We start from the raw sequence: 17,112 nt of genomic DNA, 5'->3' as shown, positions 1-17,112 counted from the left end.
ATCAATGTGGGAGCGGGCATGCCCGCGAAGCAGGCGACTCAGGTTCCGGATTTGATCCGCGTCCAGGCCCGGGTTCTGGCCCGCTCTGCGTCCCGCGCCAAGGGCTTGAGGGTATAAAGCTTGGCCATCGCCTCCGCTGTCGGATACAGGTTAGGGTTGTTGCGAATCGCCGGACTCACCTTTTCAGTCGCATCCTTGTTCGGGTTTGGGTAACCGACAAAGTCGCTGATCGGCGCAATCACCTCAGGCCGGAGCAAGTAATTGATGAACGTGTGGGCATCTTCCGGGTTGGCCGCATTCTTTGGAATCGCCAGCATATCGAACCAGATCGGCGCACCTTCCTTGGGCAGGCGCATGTCCACCACCACGCCGTTCTTGGCATCGCGCGCCCGGTTCGCGGCCTGCGAGAAACTGCCGCTGTAACCCACCGCCACGCAAATATCGCCATTGGCGATGTCTGCCATGTACTTCGAAGAGTGGAAGTAGGTGATGTGCGGGCGGATCTTCAGCATCAACGCTTCGGCCTTCTTGTAGTCGGCCGGTTTGTCGCTGTTCGGCGGCAAGCCCAGGTACTGCAGGGCCAGCGGCAGAATCTCCGAAGGCGAATCGAGCAGCGCCACGCCGCACTGCTTGAGCTTGGCGATGTTCTCTTCCTTGAAGATCAGGTCCCAGCTGTCCACCGGGGCGTCATCGCCGAGCGCTGCCTTGACCTTGGCCGGGTTGAAGCCGATCAGCACGGTGCCGTACATGTAGGGCACCGCGTACTTGTTACCCGGGTCGTTGGCCTCGATCAGCTTCATCAGCGCCGGGTCCAGGTGCTGCCAGTTCGGCAGTTTGCTGCGGTCCAGCGGCTGAAACACCCCGGCTTCGATCTGCTTGGCGAGGAACACGTTGGACGGCACCACCACGTCATAGCCGGAGTTGCCGGTGAGCAGCTTGGCCTCCAGCGCCTCGTTGGTGTCGAAGATGTCGTAGATCAGCTTGACCCCGCTGTCCTGCTTGAAATCGGTCAAGGTCTGCGGGGTTATGTAGTCGAACCAGTTATACACACGCAGTGTGCGCTGCTCGGCTTGAGCGTGCAGGGCACCGGTGAACAAGGTGGCAGCGATGAACGGGGCGAGCAGATGCTTGAGTCGGACCATTACCGGGCTCCTGGCTGGGCGCGCTGGAAGCCTTCCAGCACATTGACCGCGTTGATACCGATTTCTTCCACAGCGTAGCCGCCCTCCATCACGAACAGGGTCGGCTTGCCGAGCTGGCCGATACGTTTTCCCATTTCCAGGTAGTCCGGGCTGTCCAGCTTGAACTGCGAGATCGGGTCGTCCTTGAAGGTGTCCACACCCAGCGAGATCACCAGTACGTCGGCGTCATAGCGGGCAATGCGCTGGCAGGCATCCTCCAGGGCTGCGCTCCAGGCCGCCCAGTCGCTGCCGGCCGGAAGCGGGTAGTTGATGTTGCAGCCCTCACCGGCACCTTCGCCGGTTTCGTCGGCATAGCCCAGGAAGAACGGGAATTCGTCCTGCGGGTCGCCATGGATCGAAGCGAAGTACACGTCGTCGCGGCTGTAGAAGATGTCCTGGGTGCCGTTGCCGTGGTGGTAGTCGACGTCGAGGATGGCGACCTTGCGTTTGCCTTGGTCAAGGAAGGCCTGGGCGGCGATGGCGGCGTTGTTCAGGTAGCAATAGCCACCCATGACTTCGCCGGCGGCGTGGTGCCCCGGTGGGCGGCACAGGGCAAAGGCCGAATGGGCGCCTTGCTGGATTGCCGCCTGGGCCGTGAGGGCGACCTGGGCGGCGCTGTAGGCGGCCTGCCAGGTACCGGCGGTGATCGGTGCGCCGGCATCGAAGCTGTAGTAGCCCAACTCGCCATGCAGGCCGGTGGGTTTTACCTGGCGCAAGGTGCGAGCAGGCCAGGTGAACGGCAGCAGGTCGCCCTCCTGGCCCAGTGCGGCCCAGCGCGCCCAGGCGCCTTCGAAGAAGTCGAGATAGTCGGCGCTGTGGATGCGCAGCAACGGCGCGCGGCCGAAGTCGGTAGGGCCCTGAATGTCGCCCAGGTTGCGTTTTTTTACCTGGTCGAGCACATGGTCAGCGCGCGAAGGCATTTCGAAGCAGGGCATCAGCTTGCCGTCGATCAGCTCGCAGCGGCCGTGGTGCAGGCGGTGATCATCGGAATAGATCGTCAGCATTGTTGTTCTCCGTTGGATACTGGCGTGGGTCCATTGTCATGGGCAGGTCAGTGGCGGAGAACGACGCAAACGGCCAAAAGGGGATCGATGTGGCCAAGCTCTTTGGCCGGCGCTGGTCAACCGCGGAAGAGGCTGGGCGCTACACCACTCCAACGCTGGAACGCATGCCGAAAACTGGCGGTCTCGCTGAACCCCAAGGTTTCCGCAATGCGATAGATCGGCATCTGTTCATCAGCCAGCAACTGCTTGGCCCGCTCGAACCTCAGTTCATCCAGCAACTGTTGATAGCTGCTGCCCAACGCCTGTAAATGCCGGCGCAGGGTGCGCGACGAACAATTCATCTGCCGCGCCAACCCTTCCAGCCCAGGCGCGGCGTCCAGCTGCTGTGCCAGCAGCTGACGAATCCGCCCCAGCCAGGCCTGCCGCCCCGTGAACTCCAGGTTCAGGCGCCGGCAGCGTTCGCTCATGGCCTTGTGGGTAATCGAGTCGGCCAGCGGCAGCGGCATGTCCAGCCAGCGCCGTTCAAAAGCCAAGGCATTGTCCTGAGCGTCGAAACCCACCGGGGATTGGAATGCACCGGCATAGAGCGCGTGGTAACCGGGCCGTGAGTGTTCGAAACGGGCGCCTAGCAGAGGCAGTGGGCGCCCAAGCAAGTCGTCGCAGATGACTTTCAGCGACACCAGGCAGAACTCCGCGTTGAATGCGCTCAACGCCGGGCTGTCGTGGTAGTCGCTGGCACTTAGCCAGACCCGCTGGCCGTCCTCGATCAAACGTAGCTTGAACACTGTTCCCAGCAGTGCCGGATATGCCAGCGCCAGGCGCAAGGCGTCACCCAAAGTGGCACTGGAGAGCAAGGCGTAACCGAGCATGCCGTAGCACGACACATGCATGCGCCGGCCCAGTTCAAGGCCGATGTCCTCGCGCCGGGCCACCGCGTTGGCGCACACCTGCAGTTCCTGCTGGGTGGTGATGCGCGCATCGGCATGCCCCAGGTCTGACGGGCCAATGCCGCTGCCGGCCAGCAGCGCTGATGCCTCGCAACCGTCTGCCTGGAAGACGTTGAGGATCAGCGAAACCGCGTTGAGGGTGGTGAGGTGGCTGTGCAGCATGCTGGGTAATCCCGTTGGGCTGGGACGCATTATCGAGCAAGTAGTGTGCCGATCTCGGCAAGCGGTCTGCGCGCCGCCTGTTTTGCGGGCAAAAAAAAGGCCCGAAGCATAGGCTCGGGCCTTGAAAGGTTGAGAGGTGTCTAGTCCCTTAACCTGGTGAGACTGTTTGCAGCAGCCGGGTTACGCCTTCAGCGGAACCAGACGGGGAGCGATCATGTTTTCCGGACGCAGGATGTCGTTGAGCATCGCTTCGTCCAGCAGCTTCTCTTCGCGCACCAGTTCCAGTACGCCACGGCCTGTTTCCAGGGCAACGCGGGCGATACGGGTGGCGTTTTCGTAGCCGATGTATGGGTTCAGGGCGGTGACCAGGCCGATCGAGTGCTCGACCAGCTCACGGCAGCGTTGTTCGTTGGCGGTGATGCCGACGATGCAGTGTTCGCGCAGCATGTCCATGGCGCGTTGCAGCAGGCGGATCGAGTCGAAGATCTTGTAGGCGATCAGCGGTTCCATCACGTTCAGCTGCAGCTGGCCACCTTCGGCGGCGACGGTCAGGGCCAGGTCGTTGCCCATGATGGCGAAGGCCACCTGGTTGACGGCTTCCGGGATAACCGGGTTGACCTTGCCTGGCATGATCGAGCTGCCTGGCTGACGCGCTGGCAGGTTGATCTCGTTGATGCCGGTGCGCGGGCCGCTGGACAGCAGGCGCAGGTCGTTGCAGATCTTCGACAGCTTGACGGCGGTACGCTTGAGCATGCCGGAGAACAGCACGAAGGCGCCCATGTCGGAAGTGGCTTCGATCAGGTCGGCAGCCGGCACCAGCGGCTGGCCGCTGATGATTGCCAGGCGCTGCACGGCCAGGGCCTGGTAGCCAGGGTCGGCGTTGATGCCGGTACCGATGGCAGTACCACCCAGGTTGATTTCGGTCAGCAGTTCCGGAGCCAGCGAGCGCAGGCGCTGCAGGTCTTCGGTCATGGTGGTGGCGAAGGCGCGGAATTCCTGGCCCAGGGTCATCGGCACGGCGTCCTGCAGCTGGGTACGGCCCATCTTCAGTACGTGGTCGAATTCTTTACCCTTGGCAGCGAAGGCCTGGATCAGGCTGTCGAGGCTGGCCAGCAGCGCGTCGTGACCCAGCAGCAGGCCCAGACGGATAGCGGTCGGGTAGGCGTCGTTGGTCGACTGCGCCATGTTCACATCGTTGTTCGGGTGCAGGTACTGGTACTCACCCTTTTGGTGGCCCATGGCCTCCAGCGCGATGTTGGCGATGACTTCGTTGGCGTTCATGTTGGTGGAAGTACCAGCACCGCCTTGAATCATGTCCACCACGAACTGCTCGTGGTAGTCGCCCTTGATCAGTCGTGCGCAGGCTGCGCTGATCGCGGCGTGCTTGGCATCGCTCAGGTGCCCCAACTCACGGTTGGCGTCAGCAGCTGCCTGCTTGACCATCGCCAGGCCGACTACCAGTTTCGGGTAGTGCGACAGCGGAACGCCGGAGAGGTGGAAGTTGTTGGCAGCGCGCAGGGTCTGGATGCCGTAGTAGGCATCAGCAGGAACTTCAAGGGTACCCAACAGATCTTTTTCGACGCGGAACGATGCAGCAGAGGACATGATGTATATCATCTCGATTTTGACCCGGCACATGCCGGAATGGCGCCAATCCTAGGCCTGAAGGTGATTTTGCGGCCAATGCTGTTGCACGCTAACCTATGCACAAACGGCATAGTGTTTCATGTGACGCCAATTGACATTCGAGCGTGTTCCATTTTGGTGCATGCCGGGAGATGTGCTTCGTGAACCTTGAAAGCAAATGGCTGGAAGATTTCAGCGCGCTGGCTGCCACCCGCAGTTTTTCCCAAGCTGCAGAGCGGCGTTTTGTGACCCAACCGGCCTTCAGCCGGCGCATTCGCAGCCTGGAGGCAGCATTGGGCCTGCAGTTGGTGAATCGTTCCCGCACACCGATCGAACTGACTGAGGCAGGGCAGCTTTTTCTTGTCACGGCGCGTACGGTTGTCGACCAGTTGAGCGAAATTCTCCGCCATTTGCATCACCTTGAAGGTGGGCAGGGCGAGGTCGTCCAGGTGGCGGCGGCGCACTCCCTTGCATCGGGCTTTTTCCCCCGCTGGGTAGCCCAGTTGCGCAACGACGGTTTGAACATCGCCACCCGCCTGGTTGCGACTAACGTCGGGGATGCCGTGCATGCATTACGCGAAGGTGGCTGCGACCTGATGCTGGCGTTCTATGACCCGGACGCGGCCTTGCAAATGGATGCCGAGATTTTCCCGTCGCTGCACATGGGCACCACCGAAATGTTGCCGGTGTGCGCCGTGGACGCCGAAGGCAAGCCGTTGTTCGACCTGGAGGGCGAGGGCAGCGTGCCGCTGCTGGCCTATACCGCAGGCGCGTTCCTGGGGCGTTCGGTCAATTTGCTGCTGCGCCAGCGTAACCTGCGCTATACCACCGTCTATGAAACCGCCATGGCCGATAGTCTCAAGAGCATGGCGCTGGAAGGCATGGGCATCGCCTGGGTGCCGCGCCTGTCGATGCGCGGCGAGCTGGAACGGGGCGAGCTGGCGATCTGTGGCGGCAGCCAGTGGCATGTGCCGCTGGAGATCCGCCTGTACCGCTGCGCCCTGGTACGCAAGGCCAATGTACGGCTGTTGTGGCGCAAGCTGGAAGGCGCGGCGGCGGTTGACCCAAAAGTCAGCCAAAGCCCCGAAAAATAAGGGGCGACAGTTGGTCGCCGGGGTGCCTTAAACGCACCACCTTACGGTATACTGCGCGGCCTTTCGACCGGATGCGTCCGGTCCTGATCAGCAAACAAGCCACGCCGGTCGTCCCGCGTGGCTTGTTGTTTTTTGACGCGCCCAAGGGCGCACAAGCGAAGAGGCTCGACGATGAGTGCACTGGTTGGCGTGATCATGGGCTCCAAGTCCGATTGGTCCACCCTTAGCCACACCGCCGATATGCTGGAAAAACTCGGCATTCCCTACGAAGTGAAGGTGGTTTCCGCCCACCGCACCCCGGATCTGCTGTTCCAGTATGCCGAGGAGGCCGAAGGCCGTGGCATCGAGGTGATCATCGCCGGTGCCGGTGGCGCAGCCCACCTGCCAGGCATGTGCGCCGCCAAGACCCACCTGCCAGTGCTGGGCGTACCCGTCCAGTCGTCGATGCTGTCGGGCGTCGATTCGCTGCTGTCGATCGTGCAGATGCCAGCCGGCGTACCGGTTGCCACCCTGGCCATCGGCCGTGCCGGTGCCGTCAACGCTGCACTGCTGTCGGCCAGCATCCTGGGCGCCAAGTACCCGCAGTTCCACGCGGCGTTGAAGCAGTTCCGCACGGAACAGACCGACACCGTGCTGGACAACCCAGACCCGCGCCAGGCTTGAGGCTCAACCCATGAAGATCGGTGTAATCGGTGGCGGCCAGCTGGGCCGCATGCTGGCCCTGGCGGGCACCCCGCTGGGCATGAACTTCGCCTTCCTCGACCCGGCGCCGGACGCTTGCGCCGCGCCCCTGGGCGAGCACCTGCGTGCCGACTATGGCGACCAGGATCACCTGCGCAAGCTGGCCGATGAGGTCGACCTGGTCACCTTCGAGTTCGAAAGCGTCCCGGCCGAGACCGTGGCCTTCCTCTCGCAGTTCGTGCCGGTTTACCCCAGCGCCGAAGCGCTGCGCATCGCCCGCGACCGCCTGTTCGAAAAAAGCATGTTCCGCGACCTGGGTATCCCGACCCCGGCCTTCGCCGACATCCTCTCGCAGGCAGACCTGGACGCCGCAGTGGCCAGCATCGGCCTGCCGGCCGTGCTGAAAACCCGCACCCTAGGTTACGACGGCAAGGGCCAGAAGGTACTGCGCACGCCTGAAGACGTGGTAGGCACCTTCGCCGAGCTGGGCAGCGTGCCGTGCCTGCTGGAAGGCTTCGTGCCGTTCACCGGCGAAGTGTCGCTGGTGGCCGTGCGTGCCCGCGATGGCGAAACCCGCTTCTACCCGCTGGTGCACAACACCCACGAAAGCGGCATCCTGCGCCTTTCGGTGGCCAGCCAGGCGCACCCGCTGCAGGCTCTTGCCGAAGACTATGTGGGCCGCGTGCTGCAAAAACTGGACTATGTAGGTGTGATGGCCTTCGAGTTCTTCGAAGTCGACGGTGGCCTCAAGGCCAACGAAATCGCCCCGCGCGTGCACAACTCCGGGCATTGGACCATCGAAGGCGCCGAATGCAGCCAGTTCGAGAACCACCTGCGCGCCGTTGCCGGCCTGCCGCTGGGCTCGACTGCCAAGGTGGGTGAGAGTGCGATGCTCAACTTCATTGGCGAAGTGCCGGCTGTAGATAAAGTGGTCGCCATCGGTGACTGCCACCTGCACCACTACGGCAAGGCCTTCAAGGTCGGCCGCAAGGTTGGCCACGCCACCCTGCGCTGCCACGACATGGCTACCCTCGAGCGCAAGATTGCCGAAGTAGAAGCCCTGATCAGCAACTGATCGAACTTCTACCACCGGCTTGCCCTCTGAAAATGGCAACAAGCCAAAGCGCTGTCTAGGCTTTGGCTTGTTCCATCTTCGAACTGCAGAGGGATTGCCATGGGCATCATTGGAACCATCTTCATCGGCCTCATCGTCGGCCTGCTGGCCCGCTTCATCAAACCGGGCGACGACAGCATGGGCTGGATCATGACCATCCTGCTGGGTATTGCCGGCTCCCTGCTGGCCACCTATGGCGGCCAGGCGCTGGGTATCTACCAGGCCGGGCAGGCAGCGGGCTTCTTTGGCGCGCTGGTCGGTGCCGTGGTCCTTCTGGTGATCTACGGATTCATCAAGAAACGCTGAATACTGGTTAGAATGCCCGGCAATTCATCCGAGTTGCCGAGCATTTCCATGCGTGCCTTTTTCCTTGTCCCCTTGCTGTTGGCCAGCGCCCTGGCCCATGCCGAACTGCCTGAAACCGACTGGCTGGAGCTGATGCCCAAGTCGGACCAGAAGGCGCTCGAGCAAATGCCCGAAATCGACCACAACTCACCGGAAGCCATGGGCACCTTTACCGACAAGGGCGGCCTGAAACAGAGCAAAGGCCTGCCGGCGGTGATGTACTCGACCAAGACCGTTGCAGCCATGAACGGCAAGGACATCCGCCTGGGCGGCTATCCCGTGCCGCTGGAAAGCGATGCCAAGGGCAACAGCACACTGTTCTTCCTGGTGCCGTACCCGGGTGCGTGCATCCACGTGCCGCCGCCGCCGCCGAACCAGCTGGTGCTGGTGCGCTACCCGAAAGGACTGAAGATCGATGACATCTACACACCGCTGTGGGTCAGCGGCACGTTAAAGGTGGAAAAGGTCAGCAATGACCTGGCCGATGCGGCCTATGCGCTGGATGCCGGGAAGGTGAGGGTGGTGGAGGACTCTGACCTCTAACTGTCTGCACCGGCCTCTTCGCGGGCAAGCCCGCTCCCACAGGTACTCCACAGTATTCAAGGCTCATGGAGACCCTGTGCGGGCTTGCGCGCGAAGAGGCCCGCAAAACCACTGCAAAACTCAGATCATTTCACAACCGATCTGCACGCCCAGCGAATGACTCGCGCCAGGCCTCAGCTGCACCACGTCATCCCAAACATTCGCCGTCTCGATGCACAGCATCCGCTGCCAGCCATCATCCGCCATATCCGGTAACTCCCGAGCCCGCTCGGTCCACGGGTTCCAGATCACCGCCGACCGCGACCCACTGCTGGTCAGGGTAATCCGCCGGCTCCAATGCGGGTCGACAATGCTCAGCGCCTGCGGGGTATCGAGGTAGATCCGGTCCGTCTCCCCGGCAAACGCCAGCGCCCCTTGCTGCTGGCGCTGTTCCCAGCCAGCCAGGGTCTCGATATAGCCCAGCCCCTCGACGCCCTCGACCCGCGCCTGACGCACATCGCTAACTGCAAAGTAACTGTGCAACGCCTGGCTGATGGTAACCGGGGTGTTGCCCATGTTGCGGCTGGTCAGGCTCAGCTTCAGCTCGTCACCCAGCTCCACCACCAGCTTCAGCTCGACGTCATGGGGCCAGCCGGGCAGGTCGCCCTGCGCCTCAGGCAGCTCGAACTCGATACGCAGGCCGTCGCCTGTTTCCTCGATGCCCAGCAACTGCCAGTCACGTGAGCGCGCCAGCCCGTGAGCAGGTGCCTGCTCGCCGTGGTACATGGCCTGCACGGCCTGGGGGTTGCGCTGCAAGTTGCCAAACCACGGCCAGCACACCGGCACCCCGGCGCGAACCGACTTGCCCTGGCGGAAGATGGCCTGGTCGCTCAGCCACAGCAGCGGCGGCTCGCCGACCCGCTGGTAGCTGAGGATCTGTGCGCCTTGCTGGGCGATCAGGAGTTCGGCGCGGTCGCTGCTGATACGCCAGCAGTTCAGTTCGCCATGTTGCTCGGTTACGACCTGGTAGGTAGCCATTGCATTCATCTCATTGGTTGCCAGTGGGCCTTGGACCCGGGCACATGCAATGAGTTTACCGCCGGCGAGGCTTAGCGACGAGGCACAGACCGGGTACGGCCACTGCCGTCGATGGCGACGAAGACGAATACCGCTTCGGTAACCTTGCGCCATTCGCTGGACAGCGGGTCGTCGCTCCACACTTCGACCATCATCCGGATCGAGCTGCGGCCGATCTCCAGGGTCTGGGTATAGAACGACAGCTGCGCGCCGACCGCGACCGGTACCAGGAAGGCCATGCGGTCGATGGCCACGGTGGCCACGCGGCCACCGGCGACGCGGCTGGCCATGGCGGTGCCGGCCAGGTCCATCTGGGCAACCAGCCAGCCGCCGAAGATGTCGCCGAAGCCGTTGGTCTCGCGCGGCAATGCGGTGATCTGCAAGGCCAGGTCGCCTTGTGGGATTGGATCTTCTTGTTCGAGCTCAATCATGCGATGGGGCCTCTGACCCGTGACGCTTTTCGTTGGTGTGGCGCAAAGGCCGGGTAAACGATTCAGCTTGAAACATACTACGCCGATTTCGTTTCACTGGGCGGCCGTAGGGAAACTCTGCGAAACCGTCTGACAATACTGACCGGCGTTTTCGCACAACATCCCACGTTAGGGGCAACCTTTTCCTACGAACTGCCAGTATATAGAGCATAACGGCCAGCGACGACCGCGCATTCATGAATATGTGTAGGGATTTTGTATCGCTTTCAGCGCAGCTCGGCTATTTGCTATCTTCGCGTGTCACCTAATCCAGAAGCCGCGTACCAAGCGGCCTGCATGCCCTACAAAGAGAACAACGAGCGATGACTTCCGTGCCCAGCAGTATCGAGCAGCCCTCGCGGCCGCTGACCCGCAGTGACTACAAGACCCTTTCACTGTCTGCCCTGGGCGGTGCGCTGGAGTTCTACGACTTCATCATCTTCGTGTTCTTCGCCACAGTGGTCGGCAAGCTGTTCTTCCCGGCCGACATGCCCGAGTGGCTGCGCCTGATGCAAACCTTCGGCATTTTCGCCGCCGGCTACCTGGCGCGGCCGCTGGGCGGCATCATCATGGCGCACTTTGGCGACCTGCTCGGGCGCAAAAAGATGTTCACCCTGAGCATCTTCATGATGGCCCTGCCGACCCTGATCATGGGCCTGCTGCCCACCTATGCACAAATAGGCATGTGGGCGCCGATCCTGCTGCTGCTGATGCGCGTGATCCAGGGCGCGGCGATCGGCGGTGAGGTGCCGGGTGCCTGGGTGTTCGTGTCCGAGCACGTGCCGGCGCGCAACACCGGCTACGCCTGCGGCACCCTGACTGCGGGCTTGACGGCGGGCATTCTGCTGGGGTCGCTGGTGGCGACCCTGATCAACAGCGTGTACAGCCCTGAAGAAGTGGCCGATTACGCCTGGCGGATTCCGTTCCTGCTCGGTGGTGTGTTCGGCCTGTTCTCGGTGTACCTGCGCCGCTGGCTGCACGAAACCCCGGTGTTCGCCGAGATGCAGCAGCGCAAGGCGCTGGCCGAAGAGCTGCCGTTGCGCGCCGTGCTGCGTGACCACCGTGGCCCGATCATCCTGTCGATGCTGCTGACCTGGATGCTGTCGGCCGGCATCGTGGTGGTCATCCTGATGACCCCGGCACTGCTGCAGAGCTTCTACCACATCAGCCCGACCGACTCGCTCAAGGCCAACAGCCTGGCGATCGTGCTGCTCAGCCTTGGCTGCATCGGCGCCGGCAGCCTGGCCGACCGCTTTGGTGCGGGCCGCGTGTTCGTGATTGGCAGCCTGTTGCTGCTGGCCAGTTCCTGGGCTTTCTACCACAGCCTGCCGACCCGGCCTGAGCTGTTGTTCCCGCTGTATGCGGTGACTGGTCTGTGCGTGGGCGTGATTGGCGCGGTGCCCTATGTGATGGTCAAGGCGTTCCCGGCGGCGGTGCGTTTCAGTGGGCTGTCGTTCTCGTACAACGTGGCCTACGCGATCTTTGGCGGGTTGACGCCGATGGTGGTGACTGCGCTGCTCAAGGTCAGCCCGATGGCGCCTGCTTATTATGTGGCAGGGCTGTGCGCCGTGGGCCTGGCCGTGGGCCTGTACCTGCTCGCCAACAAGCGCTGATCTGCTTCGAGGCCATACCTGCTTTCAGTGATGGCCTTTCATCCAATTGTCACAATGAAGTCATATCGTGTTCATGCGGCCTGCCGATACTTGGGCCCGTTCCATCCAACACCCCAATATTCCTGCTAGGAGCAAGGCATGAAACTGAAGCGTTTGATGGCGGCCCTCACCTTTGCCGCCGCTGGCGTTGCAACCGCCAACGCGGTAGCCGCTGTCGATCCTGCGATCCCGACCTACACCAAGACCACCGGTGTTTCGGGCAACCTCTCCAGCGTTGGTTCCGACACCCTGGCGAACCTGATGACGCTGTGGGCCGAGGCCTACAAGAAGGAATATCCGAACGTAAACATCCAGATCCAGGCGGCCGGCTCCTCCACCGCGCCACCCGCGCTGACCGAAGGCACCGCCAACCTCGGCCCGATGAGCCGCAAGATGAAGGACGTCGAGCTGCAGGCCTTCGAGCAGAAGTACGGCTACAAGCCGACCGCCATCCCGGTTGCCGTCGACGCCCTGGCTGTGTTCGTGCACAAGGACAACCCGATCAAAGGCCTGACCATGGCTCAGGTCGACGCCATCTTCTCTTCCACTCGCCTGTGCGGTGGCAAAGCCGAAATCAAGACCTGGGGCGACGTGGGTGTGACCGGCGACCTGGCCAACAAGCCAATCCAGCTGTTCGGCCGCAACTCGGTATCGGGCACCTACGGCTACTTCAAGGAAGAAGCCCTGTGCAAAGGCGACTTCAAGCCTAACGTCAACGAACAGCCTGGCTCGGCCTCGGTGGTGCAGTCGATCAGCTCTTCGCTGAACGGCATTGGCTACTCGGGTATCGGTTACAAGACCGCCAGCGTCAAGACCGTAGCCCTGGCCAAGAAAGAAGGCGGCGAGTTCGTTGAAGACAACGAAACCAACGCCCTGAACGGCACCTACCCGCTGTCGCGCTTCCTGTACGTGTACGTCAACAAGGCCCCGAACAAGCCTCTGGCCCCGCTGGAAGCCGAGTTCGTCAAGCTGGTGCTGTCGCAAGCTGGCCAGCAGGTCGTGGTGAAGGATGGCTACATCCCACTGCCGGCCAAAGTCGTCGACAAGACCCTGGCTGACCTGGGCCTGTCGCACGCGGGTAACGTTGCAAAGAAGTAACTAACTGAAGAAGAGGCCGGTGCTGATATCCGGCCTCTTCCACGAATTCCAGTCCGAAGCCAGGCTCCCTGTGCGGCGGGCTTTCGCGCGTCACCACTTTGTAATGTTTTTGTCACACGGGACCGCTAGGGTGTGCGCATGAATGATCTGGCCAATTCCAACATGACCCAAAACTCCCAGCCCGTGCGCATTGATTTCAATACGCCCGAGTTGCAACGCAAGCGCCGCATGCGTGCGCTCAAGGACCGCCTGACCCGCTGGTATGTGCTGGTGGGCGGGCTTGCCGTTCTGGCGGCCATCACCCTCATCTTCTTCTACCTGGCCTATGTGGTGCTGCCACTGTTCCAGGGCGCCCATCTGAGCAGCAAGCAAGCCCTCGCGCCGGCCTGGCTGCAGCAGGATGCCGGCAAGCCGCTGATGATCGCGCTAGAAGAGCAGAACCTGGTGGGGATGCGTGTTTCGGACAAAGGCCAGGCATTGTTCTTCGATACCAAGACCGGTAACGAACTCAAGCGTGCCGACCTGCCCGTGCCGGCAGGCACCCAGGTTACGTCGATCAGTGCCGACCAGCCGGGTAGCCCGCTGGTGGTGCTGGGCTTGTCCAATGGCCAGGCGCTGGTGTTCCACCACACCTACAAGATCACCTACCCGGACAACAAGAAATCCATCACCCCAGGCATCGACTACCCGTACGGCGAGCAGCCGTTCGTGCTCGACGAACAGGGCCGTGCGCTGGAGCACGTCAGCGTCAACGTCAATGGCGATACCTTGCTGCTGGCCGGTTCCACCGGCGCGCATCTGCAGGTGCTGGAGCTGACCCGCACGGAAAACATGATGACCGAAGAGGTCACCACCGAGCAGAACCGCATCGAACTGCCGCAAATGACCGAAGCGGTAAAGAACATCTTCATCGACCCGCGCCAGCAGTGGTTGTACGTGATCAACGGCCGCGCCACTGCCGACGTGTTCAGCCTGCGCGACAAGAGCCTCAACGGCCGTTACAAGCTGTCTGAAAGCGGCGATACCGAAATCACCGCCACGGCCCAGCTGGTTGGCGGCATCTCGCTGATCATCGGTGACTCCAAAGGCGGCCTGGCCCAGTGGTTCATGGCACGCGACCCGGACGGCGAGTCACGCTTCAAGCAGATTCGTATCTTCCAGATGGGCAAAGCGCCTATCGTGCAGATCGACGCCGAAGAGCGCCGCAAAGGCTTCATCGCGCTGGACGCAGACGGCAAGCTGGGTGTGTTCCACAGCACCGCGCACCGCACCCTGCTGGTAGAGCCGGCTGCCGAAGGCCCGGGTATCCTGGCCCTGTCGCCACGCGCCAACCGCATCATCATCGAAGAAGGCGGCAAACTGCTGCCCTTGAGCCTGCGCAACCCGCACCCGGAAATTTCCTTCAGCGCGCTGTGGGGCAAGGTGTGGTACGAGAACTACGACGAGCCGAAATACGTCTGGCAGTCGACCGCCTCGAACACTGACTTCGAGCCCAAGCTGAGCCTGTCGCCGCTCACCTTCGGCACCTTGAAGGCCGCGTTCTACGCGATGATCCTGGCCGCCCCGCTGGCCATTGCCGCCGCCATCTACACCGCCTACTTCATGGCCCCGGGCATGCGCCGCAAGGTCAAGCCGGTGATCGAACTGATGGAAGCGATGCCCACGGTAATCCTCGGCTTCTTCGCCGGCCTGTTCCTGGCCCCTTACCTGGAAGGCCACCTGCCGGGCGTGTTCAGCCTGTTCCTGCTGATGCCGGTTGGCATCCTGCTGGCCGGCTTTGCCTGGACCCGCCTGCCAGAGTCGATCCGCCTGCGTGTGCCGGATGGCTGGGAAGCGGCGATCCTGATCCCGGTCATCCTGTTCACCGGCTGGTTTGCGCTGACCATGAGCCCGCATCTGGAAAGCTGGTTCTTCGGCGGCGACATGCGCCTGTGGATCACCAACGATCTGGGCATCACCTATGACCAGCGCAACGCCCTGGTCGTGGGTATCGCCATGGGCTTCGCGGTTATCCCGAACATCTACTCCATTGCCGAAGACGCCGTGTTCAGCGTGCCGCGCAGCCTGACCCTGGGCTCGCTGGCCCTGGGCGCGACGCCCTGGCAGACCCTGACCCGTGTGGTCATCCTCACCGCCAGCCCGGGCATCTTCTCGGCGCTGATGATCGGCATGGGCCGTGCGGTGGGCGAGACCATGATCGTGCTGATGGCCACCGGCAACACCCCGGTGATGGAGATGAACCTGTTCGAGGGCATGCGCACCCTGGCCGCCAACGTGGCCGTGGAAATGCCGGAATCGGAAGTCGGCGGCAGCCACTATCGCGTCCTGTTCCTGGCCGCTCTGGTGCTGCTGATGTTCACGTTCGTGATGAACACCTTGGCCGAGCTGATTCGCCAGCGTCTGCGCAAGAAATACTCGTCGCTTTGATAGAAAGGTAGCGATCCGTGAAAAAGGATTCCCTCAAAGGCTGGTTCAAGAGCGGCGCCCCCGGCGTCTGGATGAGCGGCGGCGCGGTGGCCATGGCGGTGATCATGACCGTCGGCCTGCTGGCGGTGATTGCCGTGCGCGGCCTGGGCCACTTCTGGCCGGCCGATCTTGTCCAGGCCACCTACAAGGTACCGGGCCAGGCTGACCACGTCGTCATCGGCGAAGTGGTGCAAAAGGAAGAAGTGCCACGCGCCCGACTGAAGGGTGCCGGCCTGCCGGTACCGGACCAGGGCCCGGAGTTCATGACCCGTGAACTGATCAAGATTGGTAACCGCGACCTCAACGGCAGCGACTTTACCTGGGTGGTCGGCGACTGGCTGGTTGACGAAAAACGCCCGGCCGACCTGATCGCCCTGGAACGCCGCGAGTGGGGCAACTTCTACGGCTACCTGGTTAGCGTCAAGGAAGAAGGCCGCGTGGTGGCCGAAGGCCCTGCCGCCTGGCACGAACTGCAGGCCCGCCTCAAGCGCGCCAACCAGCTCAACGGCGAGTTGCAGCAGCTGGAGAAAAAGGACATCGGCGCCATCAACCATGGCCTCGAGCGCCTGCGCCTGCAGGCCCGCAAGCTGGAGCTGGACGGCAAGCTGGACGCCGCTGCCCAGGCCGACATGGATGCCGACCGCGCCGAGCTGAACAGCCGCTACAAGGCCATCGAAGACCGCCTGACCGGCCTGCACCAGGCCTTCGCCCGCGACAGCCTGGTGGCCCGCGATGGCAACGGCCGTGAAGTGGAAATCAACCTGAGCAAGGTGGTGCATGCCATCCAGCCGAACGGCATGTCCGGCTTCACCAAGCTGGGTACCTACTTCGCCAAGGTCTGGGAGTTCCTCAGCGACGACCCGCGTGAAGCCAACACCGAAGGCGGTATCTTCCCGGCCATTTTCGGCACCGTGATGATGACCCTGATCATGGCCGTGATCGTCACCCCGTTCGGCGTGCTGGCGGCGGTCTACCTGCGTGAGTACGCCAGGCAGGGCCCCGTGACGCGCCTGATCCGCATTGCCGTGAACAACCTGGCCGGCGTACCGGCGATCGTCTACGGCGTGTTTGGCCTGGGCTTCTTCGTCTACGTGCTGGGTGGCTCGATCGACCGCCTGTTCTTCCCTGAAGCGCTGCCGGCACCGACCCTGGGTACCCCGGGCCTGCTGTGGGCATCGCTGACCCTGGCACTGCTGGCCGTGCCGGTGGTGATCGTGGCCACCGAAGAGGGCCTGGCGCGGATTCCGCGTACCGTGCGCGAAGGCTCGCTGGCCCTGGGCGCGACCAAGGCCGAAACGCTGTGGAAGATCGTCCTGCCCATGGCCAGCCCGGCCATGATGACCGGCATGATCCTTGCCGTGGCCCGCGCCGCTGGTGAAGTCGCGCCGCTGATGCTGGTGGGTGTGGTGAAACTGGCGCCGTCGCTGCCGGTGGACGGTAATTACCCGTACCTGCACCTGGACCAGAAGATCATGCACCTGGGCTTCCACATCTATGACGTCGGCTTCCAGAGCCCGAACGTCGAGGCCGCCCGGCCGTTGGTGTATGCCACTGCGCTGTTGCTGGTGCTGGTGATCGCGACCCTCAACCTCTCGGCCGTGTGGATCCGTAACCACCTGCGCGAGAAGTACAAGGCGCTGGACAGCTAATTAAGCTTTAAGTCACAAGCGGCA

At 62.7% G+C, this 17,112-nt stretch carries 15 protein-coding genes; 9 read left to right on the top strand and 6 right to left on the bottom strand.

What is annotated here, in order from left to right; all coding sequences use genetic code 11:
• Positions 1-38: 38 nt before the first annotated feature.
• From ACF8R4_RS03960 to aspA, 4 genes are all read right to left on the bottom strand, one after another.
• Positions 39-1,142, bottom strand: a complete 1,104-nt coding sequence (locus ACF8R4_RS03960; protein ID WP_060499697.1) for a polyamine ABC transporter substrate-binding protein — start codon at positions 1,140-1,142, stop codon at positions 39-41.
• Positions 1,142-2,185: a histone deacetylase family protein gene (locus tag ACF8R4_RS03955; protein ID WP_104833731.1), complete on the bottom strand. Its 1,044-nt coding sequence runs from the start codon at positions 2,183-2,185 to the stop codon at positions 1,142-1,144. The genes ACF8R4_RS03960 and ACF8R4_RS03955 overlap by 1 nt, the downstream gene beginning before the upstream one ends.
• Positions 2,186-2,301: 116 nt before the next feature.
• Positions 2,302-3,294, bottom strand: a complete 993-nt coding sequence (locus tag ACF8R4_RS03950; protein WP_060499696.1) for an AraC family transcriptional regulator — start codon at positions 3,292-3,294, stop codon at positions 2,302-2,304.
• Between the two features lie 180 nt (positions 3,295-3,474).
• Positions 3,475-4,899, bottom strand: coding sequence for an aspartate ammonia-lyase (gene aspA / locus ACF8R4_RS03945; protein WP_060499732.1), 1,425 nt, complete (start codon positions 4,897-4,899; stop codon positions 3,475-3,477).
• A gap of 182 nt (positions 4,900-5,081) precedes the next feature.
• Between aspA and ACF8R4_RS03940 the strand changes: the two genes are divergently transcribed.
• The 5 genes from ACF8R4_RS03940 (at position 5,082) to ACF8R4_RS03920 (ending at position 8,697) form a co-directional block, all read left to right on the top strand.
• The gene (locus ACF8R4_RS03940; RefSeq protein ID WP_161751324.1) at positions 5,082-6,014 is read left to right on the top strand and encodes a LysR substrate-binding domain-containing protein; all 933 of its coding nucleotides are present in this window, start codon (positions 5,082-5,084) and stop codon (positions 6,012-6,014) included.
• A gap of 171 nt (positions 6,015-6,185) precedes the next feature.
• The gene (gene purE, locus ACF8R4_RS03935) at positions 6,186-6,677 is read left to right on the top strand and encodes a 5-(carboxyamino)imidazole ribonucleotide mutase (RefSeq protein WP_009684500.1); all 492 of its coding nucleotides are present in this window, start codon (positions 6,186-6,188) and stop codon (positions 6,675-6,677) included.
• A 10-nt stretch (positions 6,678-6,687) separates the two neighbouring features.
• The gene (locus ACF8R4_RS03930) at positions 6,688-7,770 is read left to right on the top strand and encodes a 5-(carboxyamino)imidazole ribonucleotide synthase (RefSeq protein WP_104833732.1); all 1,083 of its coding nucleotides are present in this window, start codon (positions 6,688-6,690) and stop codon (positions 7,768-7,770) included.
• Positions 7,771-7,869: 99 nt separating this feature from the next.
• On the top strand, positions 7,870-8,115 hold the full coding sequence (locus ACF8R4_RS03925) for a GlsB/YeaQ/YmgE family stress response membrane protein (RefSeq protein ID WP_010955824.1): 246 nt from the start codon (positions 7,870-7,872) through the stop codon (positions 8,113-8,115).
• A 48-nt stretch (positions 8,116-8,163) separates the two neighbouring features.
• Positions 8,164-8,697: a DUF3299 domain-containing protein gene (locus ACF8R4_RS03920; protein ID WP_164525207.1), complete on the top strand. Its 534-nt coding sequence runs from the start codon at positions 8,164-8,166 to the stop codon at positions 8,695-8,697.
• Between the two features lie 120 nt (positions 8,698-8,817).
• Here the strand turns inward: ACF8R4_RS03920 and ACF8R4_RS03915 are convergent, their stop codons facing one another.
• Entirely contained in the window at positions 8,818-9,714 is an 897-nt protein-coding gene (locus ACF8R4_RS03915; protein WP_060499693.1) for a D-hexose-6-phosphate mutarotase, read from the bottom strand.
• A gap of 71 nt (positions 9,715-9,785) precedes the next feature.
• Positions 9,786-10,184 (bottom strand): acyl-CoA thioesterase, encoded by a 399-nt coding sequence (locus ACF8R4_RS03910; protein WP_016712731.1) that lies wholly within the window; start codon positions 10,182-10,184, stop codon positions 9,786-9,788.
• Positions 10,185-10,546: 362 nt separating this feature from the next.
• Between ACF8R4_RS03910 and ACF8R4_RS03905 the strand changes: the two genes are divergently transcribed.
• The 4 genes from ACF8R4_RS03905 to pstA all read left to right on the top strand — a co-directional run bounded on the left by ACF8R4_RS03905 (position 10,547) and on the right by pstA (position 17,088).
• The gene (locus ACF8R4_RS03905; protein WP_060499692.1) at positions 10,547-11,836 is read left to right on the top strand and encodes an MFS transporter; all 1,290 of its coding nucleotides are present in this window, start codon (positions 10,547-10,549) and stop codon (positions 11,834-11,836) included.
• A 138-nt stretch (positions 11,837-11,974) separates the two neighbouring features.
• Positions 11,975-12,973: a phosphate ABC transporter substrate-binding protein PstS gene (locus ACF8R4_RS03900; RefSeq protein WP_060499691.1), complete on the top strand. Its 999-nt coding sequence runs from the start codon at positions 11,975-11,977 to the stop codon at positions 12,971-12,973.
• 138 nt (positions 12,974-13,111) lie between these two features.
• Positions 13,112-15,400, top strand: a complete 2,289-nt coding sequence (locus tag ACF8R4_RS03895; protein WP_104833733.1) for an ABC transporter permease subunit — start codon at positions 13,112-13,114, stop codon at positions 15,398-15,400.
• Between the two features lie 71 nt (positions 15,401-15,471).
• Positions 15,472-17,088: a phosphate ABC transporter permease PstA gene (gene pstA / locus ACF8R4_RS03890; RefSeq protein ID WP_156866896.1), complete on the top strand. Its 1,617-nt coding sequence runs from the start codon at positions 15,472-15,474 to the stop codon at positions 17,086-17,088.
• Positions 17,089-17,112: the final 24 nt, after the last annotated feature.

The sequence above is a fragment of the Pseudomonas sp. FYR_2 genome, assembly GCF_043106425.1.
Lineage (GTDB): Bacteria > Pseudomonadota > Gammaproteobacteria > Pseudomonadales > Pseudomonadaceae > Aquipseudomonas > Aquipseudomonas monteilii.
Note: the sequence above shows the minus strand (reverse complement) of the source record. Positions and strands in the feature narration are given on the sequence as shown.